The sequence below is a fragment of the Pseudomonas sp. MONT-RG-20F-20-E-7-02 genome, from assembly GCF_022662395.1.
Classification (GTDB): Bacteria; Pseudomonadota; Gammaproteobacteria; order Pseudomonadales; family Pseudomonadaceae; genus Aquipseudomonas.
In genome coordinates this window covers 523,007-537,739 of record NZ_JAKNQN010000003.1, presented here as the reverse complement: position 1 = coordinate 537,739, position 14,733 = coordinate 523,007, and the positions used below count along the sequence as shown (strand labels likewise).

Below are 14,733 nucleotides of genomic sequence, written 5' to 3'. Positions count from 1 at the left end.
CGCATGCGATCCATTCTTGGTACCGGTATGACACTTACGGTCATACTCCTGATTTTCCTGGCATTTAATCTAACGTGGGTAAACCATCTGCCCAATGTGCGCTGGGACTTTTCACAACAAAAAATCCACACGCTATCGCCCCCTGTCCGCCAATTACTCTCGACGCTGGAACACCCCCTGGATCTTTATTACTTCAATTCGAGCAATGACCCGAAGAAAAGCCCAGCGCTGGAACGCCATGGCGAACATGTGGAAGACCTGCTTAAAGAGTTCGAAAAAGCGGCAAAGGGCATGATTAACCTGCACGTTATTGATCCTGCACCTTACTCAGAAGATGCCTACAAAGCCGGCTTGTTCGGCCTTGACGACTCGCAAGGGTTTCTCGGCCTTATAGGCACTCGTGCAGGCCAGGCCGCTCAACGTATCAACGCATTCCGTCTTGACGACGATTCGTTGCTTGAGTACGAGATCAGCCACCTGATCTACAAGTTGGTGCACCCTGAGCGCCCTACCGTCGGCCTTCTATCAGGGCTTTCATTAGATCAGCCTGGTGCAAAGGTATTGGAGCAACTGCAGCGGCATTTCAACCTTGTTGAACTGGCAGCAAACACCGATCAAATCCCTCAATCAGTCGGCGCGCTGATGGTGGTGCATCCGGGCGCGCTGCCGGAGGCAACCTTGTATGCGGTTGAACAGTTTGTACTGAGCGGCGCCAAGGCGATGCTGTTTATTGACCCAATGAGCGAGATGGATACAAACGTGGCCCCTACAAACAACAAGTTGGACGGGCTGCTGTCAGCCTGGGGCCTACAGATGCCAACGGACAAACTACTGGTCGACAACCTCTACGCCTCATCGGCCTCATTGGGTACAGGACAGGCGACCGTAGTGCATCCGGCCCGGTTAATCCTGCCACGCCAAGCAATGACAGAAAATGATGCCAGTGCCTGGAAATTGAACTCGGTGATTGTCTCAAGCAGTGGCGCACTTTCTCGACCAAGAAAAAGCCGCACAAACTTCACCCCGCTACTCCAAAGTTCCAGGCAGTCAGCACTGCTGGACACCAAGCGCTTTGCAGCAGCGACCGCGTTCGATTCACTGATTGATGAGACGTCCACGCTCGGGCAGCGCCAGGTGATCGCTGCTCGCCTCGATGGGCCGGCCTACTCCACATTCCCCGACGGCATAAAAAGCGGTGCGGCTGGTTTGCAGAAGGCTGCAAACATCCAGGTAGTCGTGGTCGCCGACACGGACCTGCTCACGGATGCCGTCATCGATTCGGCCCCCAACAGCAACGTGTCGTTTGTGTTGAATACCCTGGACAACCTGGCTGCTCCCGAAGCGCTCGCGAGCATTAGACCCCGTGCAATGGCTGACCAATCTTCAAACCCGCTCGAGCACATGCGCGAGGTGGCCGCACAGACCTATGCGCAAAAGTCGGCTGAACTTGAGCGACGACTTGAACGAACAGAACAGGAGTGGCAACGCTTGAACCCACCGAACTCAAGCGTCGGCACTCAAGCGGTGGACAGCAATACCCAGTTGCAAGCGTTGAACAAGGAACGCCTGCGACTCCCCATGGAGCTGCATGCCCTCAAAGTCGAGGCTTACCAACAGGTGCAGCAAACAGAACGCCACCTGAAGCTGTTGATGATTGCGGCGGTGCCCCTGCTGTTATGCCTGATCGCCTGGGCCGTTTTTATCTACCAGCGCCGGCGTCGATCATCTGCTGCCACCTGGCCTCGCTGAACGCTCAACACCAGAGCGTCAACGACGAGCAATCAGCCCTTGTCGCGCAATGCGCGTCAGTTGACGAATCACCTCTTCGGCGTGGTCGGCACTGGGCGCCTGGATAACCGCAAGATCAAAGCTGTTGCTGGCAAAACGGGCCAGGGATTCGCCATCTTCCACGAATTGGATCAGGAACGCCGACGGGCGCCCCGTGCGACGCGGCCAGCCGTCCAGATAACGTAATAGCGTCGGCTGGTGCTTGCCGCCCAGCAGGATTTTGGGGTTGCGTTGGGTCAGGTCCGCGGTGATCGGGGCCAGGCGTATGAGGGGGCGTAGTGCATTCATCGTGTCGTGTCTCTGCCTCAAAAGTCTGCGGGCAGGTGAGAGGCAACACCGAACCAGCGCTTTAGCGGAATTTCGAAACCTGACTCTGTACGAGTGCATGCTTCTGTCGGGCTGCATTGAACCCAGTGGCGCCCCGCAATTAGCTGTTTAAATCGGCGCATGAGCAGCATCCTAGAGAAGCCGGTGGGGCAGTGTCAAGAATCCCGAGCAATGAAAAAGCCCGCTCATGGCGGGCTTTTTACCGGTGTTATGTGAGTGTCAGTGGGCAATGGCGCGGTCGACGGACAATTTGCCAGCCCCTTCCAGCAGCACCGCCAGCGAGCCACCGAGCAAGGCCAGTGCGAATTCATACCCGTTGTTAGCCATAAACAGACCGTTATGGATATGCACCGAAAAGATTGCCACCAGCGACAGGAAGGTCAGCCCCAGTGCCGCAGGGCGCGCCAATAAACCGATGATCAAGGCCAGGCCGGCGAAGAACTCCGTACCGCCCGACAGCACCGCCATCAAGGTGCCAGGGGTCAGGCCGAGGCTTTCCATATACTGCGCAGTACCCGCCAAGCCGTAGCCACCAAACCAGCCGAAGAGTTTTTGCGAGCCGTGGGCTGCGAAGATGATGCCGACAAAGATTCGCAGGATGGTCAGGCCGTAACCAGCGCGGGTAGACAGAATACGGGTGATCAGTGGGCTCATGGTGCTAATCCTTTTCAAAGTAGGGGTGGGTTGGCCGCTATATTAATCGGATAAAGCAATGATAAAAGCGCAAATAATGCCTAATACTTATCTATAAACCCGATCATTTGCGTGAGGCAATTTTTGGCGTCGCCGGCTCCAGGGACTCCCGCTCCCGATCAAACGCCAAATAGTACTTGTTCACGCTATTAACATAGCTGACGCCGCCCATTCCCACCTGCTCCATGGCAATGCGCTCGACCTGGAAGAACCACTGATTGGGGTTGAGCCCCCGCCGACGCGCCTCCGCGCGCATACCCTGCACCCGCTCAGGCCCCATGTTGTAGGCCGCCAGTACAAAGGCCATGCGTTCACGCTCGTTGAGTTTGGGGCTGGCAAAGAACTTGCGACGGATCATCGCCAGGTAGCGGGCCCCGGCCTGCACATTGCTGTCCAGACTCTCGATATTGTTGACGCCGACGCGCTGCGCCGCCGACGGCGTGATCTGCATCAAGCCGGTCGGGCCGCCACTGCTACGTGCACCGGGGTCAAGAGCGGACTCCTTGAACGCCAGCGCCGCCAGGTTCAACCAGTCCATGCCCTGCTCGCGAGCATGCTTTTGCAGGACCGGTCGCAGTTTTTCAAGGCGCTGGCGGTCGGCGCGGGCCAGCGGGTTGCGCACTTGATAGAGGCGACGGTAGATACGTTGGAAGGCCACGTCCTGATCGGACGGGGTTCGGTAGGTCTTGAGAAAACGGTCAATACTGGCCCGCAGCATCGAGGCATCCTGGCGCACGAACCAGTATTCATCCCCCGGCTCGCTGATAGCCACCTGCCGGTCAAAGCGTAACTTGGGCAGGATTTTCGACCAGCGCTCGGCAATCGGCTTCTCGACGATGGTGAGGTGGAAGATCCCGGCCTGGACCATCTCCAGCACGTCTTCCACCGCCAGTGTCGGATCGACCCACTCCACCTTCACCGGCGGCCGCTTATGCAGGGCCAACTGCTGATTGAACTGATTGATCGCATCCGCCGCAGCACTGCCGGTGGTCAACGCCAGGGTGCGCCCGGACAGCTGCTCCAACTTGGTAAAGCGTCGTTCACCCTTGACGCCCACCAGCCACAACGGCACATCACTGGCAATCGGGTCACTGGTGCTGATCTTGTGCACGGCCTTCACATCAAGTAATTCACCGGGCGCCACCAGGTCGCCCTCGCCACGCGCCAATGCGCCGAGCAATTGGTCCTTGGCCTTGGGAATAATCTTGAGGTTGATTTCCTCACCGTCACGGGCGTGACCATTGAGGTATTGCTCGAAAGCGCGCAGGCGGTGGTATTCGACACCGATGGCCTGGCCCTGGACTTCACCGGAACTGTTGCGGCTCTGGTTGACCAGCACGCGCAGCGTGCGACTGGAGCGAATCTGCGCCAGGTCACGCACCTTGCCGGGCTTGGTCACTTCCAGCGGCCCGTCCAGACGTGCGACCGCCGCCGTGGGCAGCAGTAACGTCAAGCACAACACAAGCAACGCCGAGGGTCGGATCATCCGCTCTCCGGAAAGAATACTGGCCAGCACCTTCGTGAAAGACAAAGGGCTGGAGGTCAGAAACAGAGCGCTTTATGCGCTGGCAAGGCGCGCAACGGTGGCATGGAGGAAGGCGTACGGCCGACCACAATGTCACTTGCGACGTTCAAAGACAGCTATAACTCGTTGTAGTTCTTAGTTTTTCTTATAAATCTACAGCTCTGATATGCTTTCCGGCCGCAGGCGGAGATAGCACCATGCAACTCATTGATATCGGCGTCAACCTGACCAACCCCAGTTTCGACGAGAGGCACCCGGCCGTTCTCGACCGCGCCTATGCCGCCGGCGTGCAGCAATTGGTGCTCACCGGCACCAGTGTCGAAGGCAGCGAACAGGCACTGGAGCTCTGTGTAAAACTCGATGAAAGCGGCCAGCGCCTGTTCAGCACCGCGGGCATCCACCCGCACTCCGCCAGTGACTGGAACGGCGACAGCGCACGGCAATTGCGCGGTTTACTCAACGAAAGCCGCGTGCGTGCAGTGGGCGAATGCGGGCTGGATTTCAACCGCGATTTTTCCCCGCGCCCACAGCAGGAAAAAGTCCTCGAAGAACACCTGGCCCTGGCCGTCGAGCTGAAATTGCCGGTGTTTCTCCACGAACGCGACGCCAACCAGCGCCTGCTGGAAATCCTCAAGGACTACCGCGACCACCTGACCGCCGCCGTGGTGCATTGCTTCACCGGCGAACAGCAAGCCCTGTTCAGCTACCTCGACCTCGACTTGCATATCGGCATCACCGGGTGGATCTGCGATGAACGCCGTGGGACACACCTGCATCCACTGGTCAGGGAAATTCCCCGTGGTCGCCTGATGCTGGAAAGCGATGCGCCCTACTTGCTGCCGCGCACACTGCGACCGAAGCCGAAAAATGGCCGCAATGAACCGGCCTACCTGCCGGAAGTACTGCGCGAAGTTGCCCTGCACCGCAATGAAACGGTGCAAGACCTGGCCGAACACAGCACCGCCTGCTCGCGCGCGTTTTTTGGCTTGCCTGCCGTGGATTAATGCGGCGCATTGACCCATGTCAAAACCGGTTCCCAGAGTAGCGGCACAATAATGGCACCTTGCCAATGTTGTTTCCGCTATCAGAGAAAACCTTCCATGGGTGCCTGGCTTAGCAATATCTCGCTGAAATACAAATTCTGGGCCGTCAACGCGGTCGCCTTCATCACCACCTTGCTGCTGGTGCTGTACGCCGTGCAGCTCGAACAACAGGCACGCAGCGATGCGTCCCAGGCCTCGGCGCAGGCGCAGGCGCGATTGCTCGGTGCGTGGCCGGCCGATAAGACACTGCCCAAAGATGAGCATTGGCTGACGTTTGCCCGTGGCCAAGTCCCACAGCTGGCCGATCAGGATCTGTCAGCCCTGAGCACCGCCAGTGGTTGGGTCGAGCTCAATCACATGCCGCTTTTCGGCGAAAACCCACTGCTTGGTGCCGATGTCGTCGCGCGGGCCGACGGTCAACAGATCGCCGTGCTGGCCTACGGGCGCAGCCTAAGCCAAGTCTTCGGCGAACGCTTCGCCAACTACGCCGTGGCGGTGCTGATCCTGATGCTGGCGATGCTCGGTGCCTCGCAACTGCTGATCCGCTTCCTGCTCAGCCAGCTCAACACCCTCAAGGATGTGATGCTGCACGTGGAGAAGACCGGCGACCTGTCGGCCCGCGTGCCGTTGGCCTGCAAGGACGAAGTCGGCCAGATGGCCAGCGCGTTCAACGCCATGCAAGCCGGCTACCAGCGGGTGGTCGGCACGGTGGCGCGCACCGCGCAGCAGCTCGATGACGGTGCCGCGCGCCTGGCCAGCAGCATGAACGAGGTGCAACACGGCATGCTCGGCCAGCAAAGCGAAACCGATCAGGCCGCCACCGCGATCAATGAGATGACCGCCACCGTCTACCACATCGCCCAGCACGCCGGCGCCACCCGCGACCTGTCCCAAACCGCCGACACCCTCGCCGGCAGCGGCCGGGAAGTGGTCAGCCGGGTGCAGCGTTCGATTGCCGGGCTGTCCACCGGCGTGCAACAGACCGCCGAAATGATCCAGAAACTCGCCGAGGACAGCCAGAAAATCAACGGCGTGGTCGGCGTAATCCACAGCATCGCCGAACAGACCAACCTGCTCGCCCTCAACGCCGCAATCGAAGCCGCCCGTGCCGGCGAAATGGGCCGTGGTTTTGCCGTGGTCGCCGACGAAGTACGCAACCTGGCCAAACGCGTGCAAAGCTCCACCGACGAAATCACCCGCATGGTCTCGGCGCTTCAGGCCGGCACCCGCGACGCGGTGGACTTCATGCAGGAAAGCTCCTTCAAGGCCGACGACTGCGTACAGCAAGCCCAGGAAGCCGGCGCGGCCCTCGCCGAAATAACCGGCGCCGTGGCGCAGATGCGCGAGAGCAACACCCAGATCGCCGTGGCGGCCGAACAGCAAAGCCACGTCGCCGAAGAGATGAACCGCGCGGTAGTGAGCATTCGTGATGTGACCGAAAACACGGTGCAGCAAACCGTGGATTCAGCGACGACCAGCAATGAACTGGCGACGTTGGCCGGGGAGTTGAGCAAGGCGATTGGGCAGTTGAAGTTGTAATCCAAACAAGGCTGGCTATGGCCCCCATAGCGAGCCTTGATTCGCCGCCCCGCCCGCCTGCGATCTAAACTTTGTTCAAGTTGTTTCAACGGACAGAGGATTCACCATCATGGGCAAACGTCACCCCAACTTCCCCGCCTGGCAATGGCGCATTCACCCAGAAACCCATCAGCACCCGACCAACCTGGGGCTGCAGTTAATTGCCGTTCCGCTGCTGATCATCGGTTTTCTGTTGATGGCGTCCGGTGTGTTCAGCCTGAGCCTGGCCAGTTTTGCCGTCGGCGTGATCGGCGTGTTGGCCGGCGTGGCGCTTCAGCGCCACGGTCGTAAGCTGGAAGCTCAAGGCAGCCAGCGGTTCTGAGGCTCAGGCAAAGACCACCACGGTCTGGCGGCTGATGGCGATCAGTTCCCCGCTCGGGCTCCAGAGTGCGGCGGCGGCATGGCCGTAGCCGTCGCGGGCGTGTTCGATATTGACGTAGTACTGGCACCAATCCAGCGTGGTCAGGTCTTGCAGTGGCTGGATAAATTCGATGGTCCAAGTCAGCGTGCTGCCGGGTGCCGGTCGGGTCAGGTGCGGGAGTAAAGCCGGGGGCCAGGCGTCGACCAGGGCGAGGATGTGCGACTCGGTCAGCGGCTCTTCCTTCACATCACCACGCAGGCGCACCCAGCCGCCCATGTCGCGCGATTTATTGCCGGTGAACGGCAGCCCGCCGACGCTCCAGCGCATGGCCAGATGGCGCATGAATTCGGGGGTCACGCCCTTGATATAGGGCAGCTCCTGGCATTCATCCCAGTGTTTGAACGCAGGCGCTGGTTCGCTTGCGACCTCAATCACTGACTCGCGAGACGCGCCAAAGCTGGCCTGTACCAGTGTCGCCACTTCGCCGTTTTGCACCACGCGGCCCAGCAACTGGCTGACAGCCTTGCCTTCGCGCAGCACTTCGACTTGATAACTGGCAGGTACATCCGGCGCGACCGGGCCGACAAAGGTCACGGCCAGTGAGCGCAAAGGGCGATCTGTCGGCACCTGAGTGCGCAGAGCTTCATATTGCAGCGCGGCCACCAGGCCACCAAAGGTCGCGCGGCCTTGGGCCCATTCGGCGGGGATGGTGACGTCCAACGGGTTGCTACGGGCAGCGTCGAGCAAATCACTAAAGCGCATGGCGACCTCACATCAAGAAAACCGATAAGGGATCTTAACCATCGCGCCGGTGAGGTACAGCGCCTATTCCGGCCAAAAGCCGGACCGGCTTAGAAACAATCCGCGCTGAGTTTGTCCAGCACTCGATCGGCCTGGCTTTCCGCCTTGGTCATGGTGCGATGCCACACCGGCACGCAGGGCTGCAAATCCGCTTGGTGCCCGGCCTGGGCCAGCCACTGCCAGCAGTCGTGCCAATCACCCAGGGCGCCTTGGGCTTGCTTGAGCCGCGACACGGCTTTGGCAGGCAGCTTGTCCAGTTCGGGATAAGCCTCGGCGGCGTAGCGCACGCGCTTGATCAGCAGGCGCAGACGATGGCGATCGTGGTTCGGGTCTTTGAGCGCTTCACCCAGTTTCTGCCATTGTTTGGCCAAGCGTTTTTCGATGCGCGGGCGCAGGCCCTTGAGTAACTTCTGGTGTTGGGAGGCGCGGATGAAGCGAGGGAATGCATCAAGGATCAGCAGCAGGTGCGCCAGCTCCGGGCTTTGCGCCACTTGGCGATAGGCATCGGGCTGCAGGCGCAGGCGCCGATCAGCCGCGTCGTGATAACCGTGCTGATGCAAATACGCCGCCAGGACCTCGCGGTCGCGTAGCGGCGTCGTTAATTGGCCGACCGTGCTGGCAGCCAACTCGAGCTGTTCCACACCCGGCAAACCACGCAATGGGCGCAACAAACTGCGCAGGCGCCGCACGGTAGTGCGCAAGTCGTGCAAGGCTTCATCGTCGGTGACGGCGGCAAGGCGAGCCTGGCAGCTCAGTAACCCTACTTCCAGGCCAATGACCTGAGCGACTAACTGATCGACCAAAGCTGACATTCCTTGCTCCCTTGACGATGAAAAATCCTGGTGGGTGCTACAGGTTAACGCCCGGCGCGCGACTCACGAATATAGAACCGCGCTTTTTCGGCCTTGTTGGAGCAGCCTTCAAACGCTTCGAACTGCTGCTGGGTCTTGGCGCCCGTCAGCAAAGACAAGGCTTTGGAGTAGCTCACGGTGCCGGCAAAACCTTCGGCCTTGGCCAAGTCCAGTTCATGCCACGCCGCATCCAATTGCGTGCCACAGCTATCGCGGTATGCGGTTTTCCCGGCACAACCGGCCAGGGCCAACACGATCACAGGTACACACATCCAGGCTTTCATCAATGACACCTCAAATAAAGAAAAACAGTCGTACGGTGTAGACGTTGCCCACAAGGAAAAGTGCCTTGTTTGCCGCCTGAAATCAGAAGCGCCTATCGTCAGAGCATACCCGAGCCTGCTCACTATTCTGGAAAAATATTACAAGGCTCGGCGAAGATTGAAGCCGCCCCCTCAATGGGTGCATTGTGGGCACCTGACTTGGGAAGGACATGGACCATGAATAAGCGTGTTGCCTTGGTGCTCGGCTCCGGTGGGGCGAGGGGCTACGCCCATATCGGTGTGATTGAGGAGATCGAACGGCGCGGTTATGACATCGCCTGTATCGCCGGTTGCTCCATGGGCGCGGTGGTCGGCGGAATCTATGCCGCCGGCAAACTGGATGAGTATCGCAACTGGATCGAAAGCCTCGACTACCTGGACGTGCTGCGCCTGGTCGACGTGAGTTTTCGCCTGGGCGCCATTCGCGGCGAAAAAGTCTTCGGGCAAATCCGCAAGATCGTCGGCGAGATCAATATCGAAGAGCTGCGTATTCCCTACACCGCCGTCGCCACCGACCTGACCAACCAGCAGGAAATCTGGTTTCAGGAAGGCTGCCTGCACCAGGCCATGCGCGCGTCGGCGGCGATCCCGAGCCTGTTCACGCCGGTGATGCAGGGCAACCGCATGCTGGTCGACGGCGGCCTGCTCAACCCGCTGCCGATCGTGCCGGTGGTGTCGAGCCACTGCGACTTGATCATCGCCGTCAACCTCAACGCCACCAATCAAAAACACTACCAACTGCCGGTGATCCAGCGCCCGCCTGCGTTCAAGAGCCGCTTTAACAGTTTGGCCAAGTCATTGGGCTCACATTTGCCGTTTCGACGAAAACAAGCCGAGCAGTTGATGAAGCTCGAGCAGGAGGCACTGCACGCCCAGACGGCGGAGATTAACCCCTGGCTGGAATCGGCCGAGCCCGAATCCCAGCAACCCGCCGCCGCGCCGGAAAAAGCCGGGGCACCGAAGTCGGCGACCGGTTCATTCATCATCGACAACGTCGGGCCGGCGTCGCTGCTGGACTTGATCAACCAGAGTTTCGAGGTGATGCAGACATCGCTGGCGCAATACAAGATCGCCGGGTATCCGCCGGATGTGCTGATCAACGTGCCCAAGCGCGTGTGCCGGTTTTTCGAGTTCTACAAGGCGCCGGAGTTGATCGCGCTGGGGCGGGAAATTGCCAGGGATACGCTGGACAAATATGAGAGTGAGCAAAGCTGAAATTTTGGGTGGGGCTGAGCGCTCCATCGCAGGCAAGCCAGCTCCCACATTTTGAATGTATTCACATATCGAAGGTGGGAGCTGGCTTGCCTGCGATGAGGCCAGTTCAAGCACCGATAATCTCAGCCATTCAACAACCGATACCCCACCCCCGCCTCAGTCACAATAAACCTCGGCTGCGTCGGGTCATCCGCCAGCTTCTGGCGCAAATGCCCCACCACGATACGCAGGTAGTGACTGTCTTCGGTGTGGGTCGGCCCCCAAATATCCTTGAGCAGTTGTTGCTGGGTAATCACCCGCCCCGGATGCCGCGCCAATTGCGCCAGCACCGCGTACTCCTTGCGGGTCAGCGCCACCTCGGCGCCATCCAGCAGCACGCGCCGATAAGCCAGGTCAACGGTCAGCGGGCCAAAACTCAAGGCGGCTTCCTGGGCCTCTCCTGCCGGCGCCTGGCGCAGCAATGCGCGAACGCGGGCGAGAAACTCCTGGATGCCAAAGGGCTTGGTCACGTAGTCATTGGCGCCACCATCCAGGGCTTCGACCTTTTGCACTTCACTCGCCCGCACCGACAACACCAGCACCGGCACCGTCGACCACTCGCGAAACTCGCGCAGCACTTGCTGGCCGTCCATGTCGGGCAGGCCGAGGTCGAGCACCAGCAAATCCGGTTTGCTCAATGCCGCCTGGGCCAGGCCTTCGTTACCGGTGCCGGCCTCGATCACTTTGTAGCCCTGGGAGGCCAGGCTGATGCGCAGGAATTTGCGGATCTGCGGTTCGTCATCAATGACTAAAATCGTCGCGGTCTGGCTCATGGTGTCCAATCAAAATCCGTGAAAAAAAGAGGGTAGCTCAAGCCTCGCGTTCCAGGCCAGGTTGAGTCGGCAATGGCAGAAACAAAGTGATGCACGTACCCCGCCCGTCAATGCCGTCGGCGACGCTGATACACCCGCCGTGGGCGCCGACCATACCTTGGCAGATCGCCAGGCCGAGGCCCGTGCCCTGCCCGCCGCGATCACCCCGGGCGGCGGTGTAGAACATATCGAAAATCTTCGCGCGCTCATCTTCGGGAATCCCCGGCCCTTCATCGGCCACCGCGAAAAACAGCTGGTCATCCGCCACGCCCGCACTCACTTCCAAACGGCCTTGGGCGGGTGAGAATCGCGCGGCGTTTTCCAGCACATTAACCAGCGCTTGCTCGATCAGCGCGGCATGGACATACAGCAACGGCAACTCGGCAGGCACGTCGGTCTTCACCTGCAACGGCGCCAACACCGCGCGCAAACGGCCCAGGGCACTGCCGACGATATCACCCGGCGAAACCCAATCGCGCGCCAGCTTCAGGGCACCGTGGCCCAGGCGCGTCATGTCGAGCAGGTTCTGGATATAACGGTCGAGGCGCTCGGCCTCATCGCGAGTGCCTTCGAGCAATTCGCGGCGATCCTCCAAAGGAATCGCCTCGCCGAGTGCCAGCAGGCTGTCGATGCTGCCGCGCATGGACGTCAGCGGCGTGCGTAAATCATGGGACACCGACGCCAGCAAGGCGCTGCGCAGTTGTTCGGTCTCGCCGTGCAGGCGTGCAGATTCCAGCTCCTGTGCCAGCTGTGCCCGCGCCAAGGCCTGGGCCAGCGGCTGGCTCAAAGCGGTAAGCAGGCGACGACGCTGGCCGCTCAATTCCAGGCCCGGTTTGGGGCTGACGCCGAGCAAGCCCAGCGGCCCCTCCTCGCCCGACAGCGGCCACCACCACCAGCGCCCGAACGGCAAGGTGCCGGTGCCCATCCCGGCCGGTTGATCATGCTGCCAGGCCCAATCGGCGGCGGCGCGTTCGGCTTCAGTGAGGTTCAGCGGTGAACCGGTCTCGACCTTCCAGTCGCCCTGGCTGTCACGGTTGACCAGGCACAGGTCCAGGTCGCTCCAGCCTTCGAGGTGATGCGCCGCCGCGCTGATCACCGCCTGGCGATCGGTGGCGGCGGTGAGTTTGCGCGACAGGTCGAGCAGTTCGCTGGTTTCTTCCTGGGTGTCGCGCAAGGCCTGCAGCTGCCGCCGCTGGCGTGCCGCCAGGTTGCCGGTCAGCGCCGCCATCAACAGAAAGAACAACAGCGTCAATACATCTTCTTCACGCTGGATGGCGAAGGAGAAACTCGGCGGGATAAACAGAAAGTCGTAGGTCAGGAACGACAGCGCCGCACACACCAGTGACGGCCCCAGGCTGCTGCGCACGCCGACCAGCAACACCGCCGCGAGAAACACCAGGGAGATATTCGGCAGCGGCAACACGCTGGCCACCGCCCAGGCCAAAGCAGCCGCCACGAAGGTCGCGACCACCGCCAGGCCATAATCGAACCACACCAGCCCGCGCACATCCGGCAGGCGCGGCGGTGCGGGCATGTCGTCACTGTCGAGGACGTTGATTTCCAAACCGCGCGCATTGCGCAACAAGCGCGCCGCCAGCCCGCCGCCGAACAAACGACGCCGCCAGCGCATGCGCGACTGCCCCACCAGCAGCAGACTGGCGCGGCGCTCGGCGGCGTGCTGGATCAGCGTTTTCGCCACTTCCCCGGCCCGCAGCAACACCACTTCGCCGCCCAGGCGCTCAGCCAGCTGTTGGGCATTTTGCAGGCGCAGGCGCGATTGCTCATCGCGCGCGCGGCCGTTATCGATATGCACCAGGCTCCAGGGCAAATGCCGACGCTGGGCCACACGGCTGGCATGCCGCACCAGGCGTTCGGCCTGCGCATCACCGTCCACGCCGACCAACAAGCGCCCGCGTACCGCCGGCGCGGCCTGGCCGAGTTGGCGATAACCTTGAGCCAGGTCGTCATCGACGTGGGCGGCGGCGGTCTGCATCGCCAACTCGCGCAGGGCCATCAGGTTAGTCTGGGTGAAAAACGCGTCGATGGCCGCGCGAGCCTGTTCCGGCACATACACCTTGCCGTCGCGCAGGCGCTCCAGCAGCTCGCGCGATGGCAGGTCGATCAGCAGGAGTTCGTCAGCCTCTTGCAGCACCCAATCCGGCAGGGTTTCGCGCACCTGCACGCCGGTGATGCCGCGCACTTGGTCATTGAGGCTTTCCAGGTGCTGGACGTTGACCGTGGTGAACACGTTGATGCCGGCGGCAAGCAGTTCCTGAATGTCTTGCCAGCGCTTTTCATGGCGGCTGCCGGGCGCGTTGCTGTGGGCCAATTCGTCCACCAGCACCAGCTTGGGCTTGGCGGCGAGCAGGCCGTCGAGGTCCATTTCTTCGAGCATCACGCCACGGTATTCGCTGCGCAGCAATGGTTGCTGCGGCAGGCCGCTGAGCAAGGCTTCGGTCTCGGCGCGGCCGTGGGTTTCGACCACGCCGGCGAGCAGGCGCACGCCCTGGCGCAGCTGGGTGTGGGCGGCCTGGAGCATGGCGTAGGTCTTGCCCACACCCGGCGCGGCGCCGAGGAAGACTTTGAGCCGGCCACGGCCGTCCCGTGGCAGATCGGCTAACAGGGCATCGGCGCGGCCGGAGTCGCTCATGCTTTGCGGTTCCTTCAGGTGTTTATTTGGAGTCCTTCAGGCCGCCATCGCGGGCAAGCCCGCTCCCACAGTTGGAATGCATTCCCCTGTGGGAGCGGGCTTGCCCGCGATGGCGGCACCACTGCTTACAAACTTTCCAGCGCCATGTTCAGCGCCAACACATTCACCACCGGCGGGCCCACCAGCGGGCTTTCGATGTGCTCATCCAGCAAGCGCTGCAGTGTAGACACCGGCACATTCCGCGCCGCTGCCACCCGCGCCAGTTGATAGGCAATCGCCTGCGGTGGCAAGTGTGGATCAAGACCGCTGCCGGAGGTAGTCAACGAGGCCAGAGGCACCGGCCCTTGGCCGGGCACCAACTGTTTGTTCGCGTCATCGAAAATGCGCGTGGCCAACGCCGGGTTGCTTGGGCCAAGGTTACTCGCGCTGCTGGAAACCGTCGCAAACGCGCCGGCCGAGGGGCGCGGGTGGAACCAGCTGTCACCGGTGAAATCCTGGGCGATCAGGCTGGAGCCGCGCACTTTGCCGTCGGCATCGCGCACCAGGCTGCCGTTGGCCTGGGCCGGAAAGGCGACTTGGGCGACACCGGTAACCACCAGTGGGTAGGCGACGCCGGTGATCAGGGTCATGAGTACCAGCAGGCTCAGGGCCGGGCGGATCATGTTGGACATTTCAGATTCCTCAATTCGTTTATCAGCGCGGGACGCGGAGCGTCCAGGGCAGCATT

General features: G+C 61.2%; 13 protein-coding genes and 1 pseudogene. 5 read left to right on the top strand and 9 right to left on the bottom strand.

What is annotated here, in order from left to right; all coding sequences use genetic code 11:
- The first annotated feature begins 3 nt into the window (after nt 1-3).
- Nucleotides 4-1,749 (top strand): Gldg family protein, encoded by a 1,746-nt coding sequence (locus tag L8I05_RS11585; protein ID WP_242169027.1) that lies wholly within the window; start codon nt 4-6, stop codon nt 1,747-1,749.
- Nucleotides 1,750-1,767: 18 nt separating this feature from the next.
- On the opposite strand, the gene L8I05_RS11580 is transcribed toward L8I05_RS11585, so the two are convergent.
- The 3 genes from L8I05_RS11580 to L8I05_RS11570 form a co-directional block, all read right to left on the bottom strand.
- Entirely contained in the window at nt 1,768-2,076 is a 309-nt protein-coding gene (locus L8I05_RS11580) for a class I SAM-dependent methyltransferase (protein ID WP_159954997.1), read from the bottom strand.
- Nucleotides 2,077-2,334: 258 nt separating this feature from the next.
- Nucleotides 2,335-2,769 (bottom strand): DoxX family protein, encoded by a 435-nt coding sequence (locus tag L8I05_RS11575; RefSeq protein ID WP_242169026.1) that lies wholly within the window; start codon nt 2,767-2,769, stop codon nt 2,335-2,337.
- A gap of 103 nt (nt 2,770-2,872) precedes the next feature.
- Nucleotides 2,873-4,294 (bottom strand): transglycosylase SLT domain-containing protein, encoded by a 1,422-nt coding sequence (locus tag L8I05_RS11570; RefSeq protein ID WP_242169025.1) that lies wholly within the window; start codon nt 4,292-4,294, stop codon nt 2,873-2,875.
- 236 nt (nt 4,295-4,530) lie between these two features.
- On the opposite strand from L8I05_RS11570, the gene L8I05_RS11565 reads away from it, so the two are divergent.
- The 3 genes and pseudogenes from L8I05_RS11565 to L8I05_RS11555 all read left to right on the top strand — a co-directional run.
- Entirely contained in the window at nt 4,531-5,337 is an 807-nt protein-coding gene (locus tag L8I05_RS11565) for a TatD family hydrolase (RefSeq protein ID WP_242169024.1), read from the top strand.
- 96 nt (nt 5,338-5,433) lie between these two features.
- The gene (locus tag L8I05_RS11560) at nt 5,434-6,915 is read left to right on the top strand and encodes a methyl-accepting chemotaxis protein (RefSeq protein ID WP_242169023.1); all 1,482 of its coding nucleotides are present in this window, start codon (nt 5,434-5,436) and stop codon (nt 6,913-6,915) included.
- A 109-nt stretch (nt 6,916-7,024) separates the two neighbouring features.
- Nucleotides 7,025-7,273: pseudogene (locus tag L8I05_RS11555) on the top strand (terminase); the annotation flags it as partial.
- 6 nt (nt 7,274-7,279) lie between these two features.
- Here L8I05_RS11555 and L8I05_RS11550 read toward each other — a convergent pair.
- From L8I05_RS11550 to L8I05_RS11540, 3 genes are all read right to left on the bottom strand, one after another.
- Nucleotides 7,280-8,077, bottom strand: coding sequence for a thioesterase family protein (locus L8I05_RS11550; RefSeq protein ID WP_242169022.1), 798 nt, complete (start codon nt 8,075-8,077; stop codon nt 7,280-7,282).
- Nucleotides 8,078-8,166: 89 nt separating this feature from the next.
- The gene (locus L8I05_RS11545) at nt 8,167-8,928 is read right to left on the bottom strand and encodes a CHAD domain-containing protein (RefSeq protein ID WP_197623583.1); all 762 of its coding nucleotides are present in this window, start codon (nt 8,926-8,928) and stop codon (nt 8,167-8,169) included.
- Between the two features lie 44 nt (nt 8,929-8,972).
- The gene (locus L8I05_RS11540) at nt 8,973-9,251 is read right to left on the bottom strand and encodes a hypothetical protein (RefSeq protein WP_010176194.1); all 279 of its coding nucleotides are present in this window, start codon (nt 9,249-9,251) and stop codon (nt 8,973-8,975) included.
- Nucleotides 9,252-9,467: 216 nt separating this feature from the next.
- On the opposite strand from L8I05_RS11540, the gene L8I05_RS11535 reads away from it, so the two are divergent.
- A complete protein-coding gene (locus L8I05_RS11535) occupies nt 9,468-10,505 on the top strand; it encodes a patatin-like phospholipase family protein (RefSeq protein WP_242169021.1) in 1,038 nt (345 codons plus the stop codon).
- Between the two features lie 122 nt (nt 10,506-10,627).
- Here L8I05_RS11535 and L8I05_RS11530 read toward each other — a convergent pair whose 3' ends face one another.
- The 3 genes from L8I05_RS11530 to kdpC form a co-directional block, all read right to left on the bottom strand.
- Complete coding sequence (locus L8I05_RS11530) at nt 10,628-11,317, bottom strand: response regulator (RefSeq protein ID WP_159954985.1); 690 nt, start codon at nt 11,315-11,317, stop codon at nt 10,628-10,630.
- A 37-nt stretch (nt 11,318-11,354) separates the two neighbouring features.
- A complete protein-coding gene (locus L8I05_RS11525) occupies nt 11,355-14,006 on the bottom strand; it encodes a sensor histidine kinase KdpD (RefSeq protein ID WP_242169020.1) in 2,652 nt (883 codons plus the stop codon).
- Nucleotides 14,007-14,131: 125 nt separating this feature from the next.
- A complete protein-coding gene (gene kdpC, locus L8I05_RS11520) occupies nt 14,132-14,677 on the bottom strand; it encodes a potassium-transporting ATPase subunit KdpC (RefSeq protein WP_242169019.1) in 546 nt (181 codons plus the stop codon).
- Between the last annotated feature and the right edge of the window lie 56 nt (nt 14,678-14,733).

Excerpts from the sequence above, each read along its gene's own strand:
- L8I05_RS11585 (WP_242169027.1), top strand. The coding sequence starts at position 4 with ATGCGATCCATTCTTGGTACCGGTATGACACTTACGGTCATACTCCTG.
- L8I05_RS11545 (WP_197623583.1), bottom strand. The coding sequence starts at position 8,928 with ATGTCAGCTTTGGTCGATCAGTTAGTCGCTCAGGTCATTGGCCTGGAA.
- L8I05_RS11525 (WP_242169020.1), bottom strand. The coding sequence starts at position 14,006 with ATGAGCGACTCCGGCCGCGCCGATGCCCTGTTAGCCGATCTGCCACGG.
- L8I05_RS11540 (WP_010176194.1), bottom strand. The coding sequence starts at position 9,251 with ATGAAAGCCTGGATGTGTGTACCTGTGATCGTGTTGGCCCTGGCCGGT.
- L8I05_RS11560 (WP_242169023.1), top strand. The coding sequence starts at position 5,434 with ATGGGTGCCTGGCTTAGCAATATCTCGCTGAAATACAAATTCTGGGCC.
- L8I05_RS11580 (WP_159954997.1), bottom strand. The coding sequence starts at position 2,076 with ATGAATGCACTACGCCCCCTCATACGCCTGGCCCCGATCACCGCGGAC.
- L8I05_RS11530 (WP_159954985.1), bottom strand. The coding sequence starts at position 11,317 with ATGAGCCAGACCGCGACGATTTTAGTCATTGATGACGAACCGCAGATC.
- kdpC (WP_242169019.1), bottom strand. The coding sequence starts at position 14,677 with ATGTCCAACATGATCCGCCCGGCCCTGAGCCTGCTGGTACTCATGACC.
- L8I05_RS11550 (WP_242169022.1), bottom strand. The coding sequence starts at position 8,077 with ATGCGCTTTAGTGATTTGCTCGACGCTGCCCGTAGCAACCCGTTGGAC.
- L8I05_RS11535 (WP_242169021.1), top strand. The coding sequence starts at position 9,468 with ATGAATAAGCGTGTTGCCTTGGTGCTCGGCTCCGGTGGGGCGAGGGGC.
- L8I05_RS11575 (WP_242169026.1), bottom strand. The coding sequence starts at position 2,769 with ATGAGCCCACTGATCACCCGTATTCTGTCTACCCGCGCTGGTTACGGC.
- L8I05_RS11570 (WP_242169025.1), bottom strand. The coding sequence starts at position 4,294 with ATGATCCGACCCTCGGCGTTGCTTGTGTTGTGCTTGACGTTACTGCTG.
- L8I05_RS11565 (WP_242169024.1), top strand. The coding sequence starts at position 4,531 with ATGCAACTCATTGATATCGGCGTCAACCTGACCAACCCCAGTTTCGAC.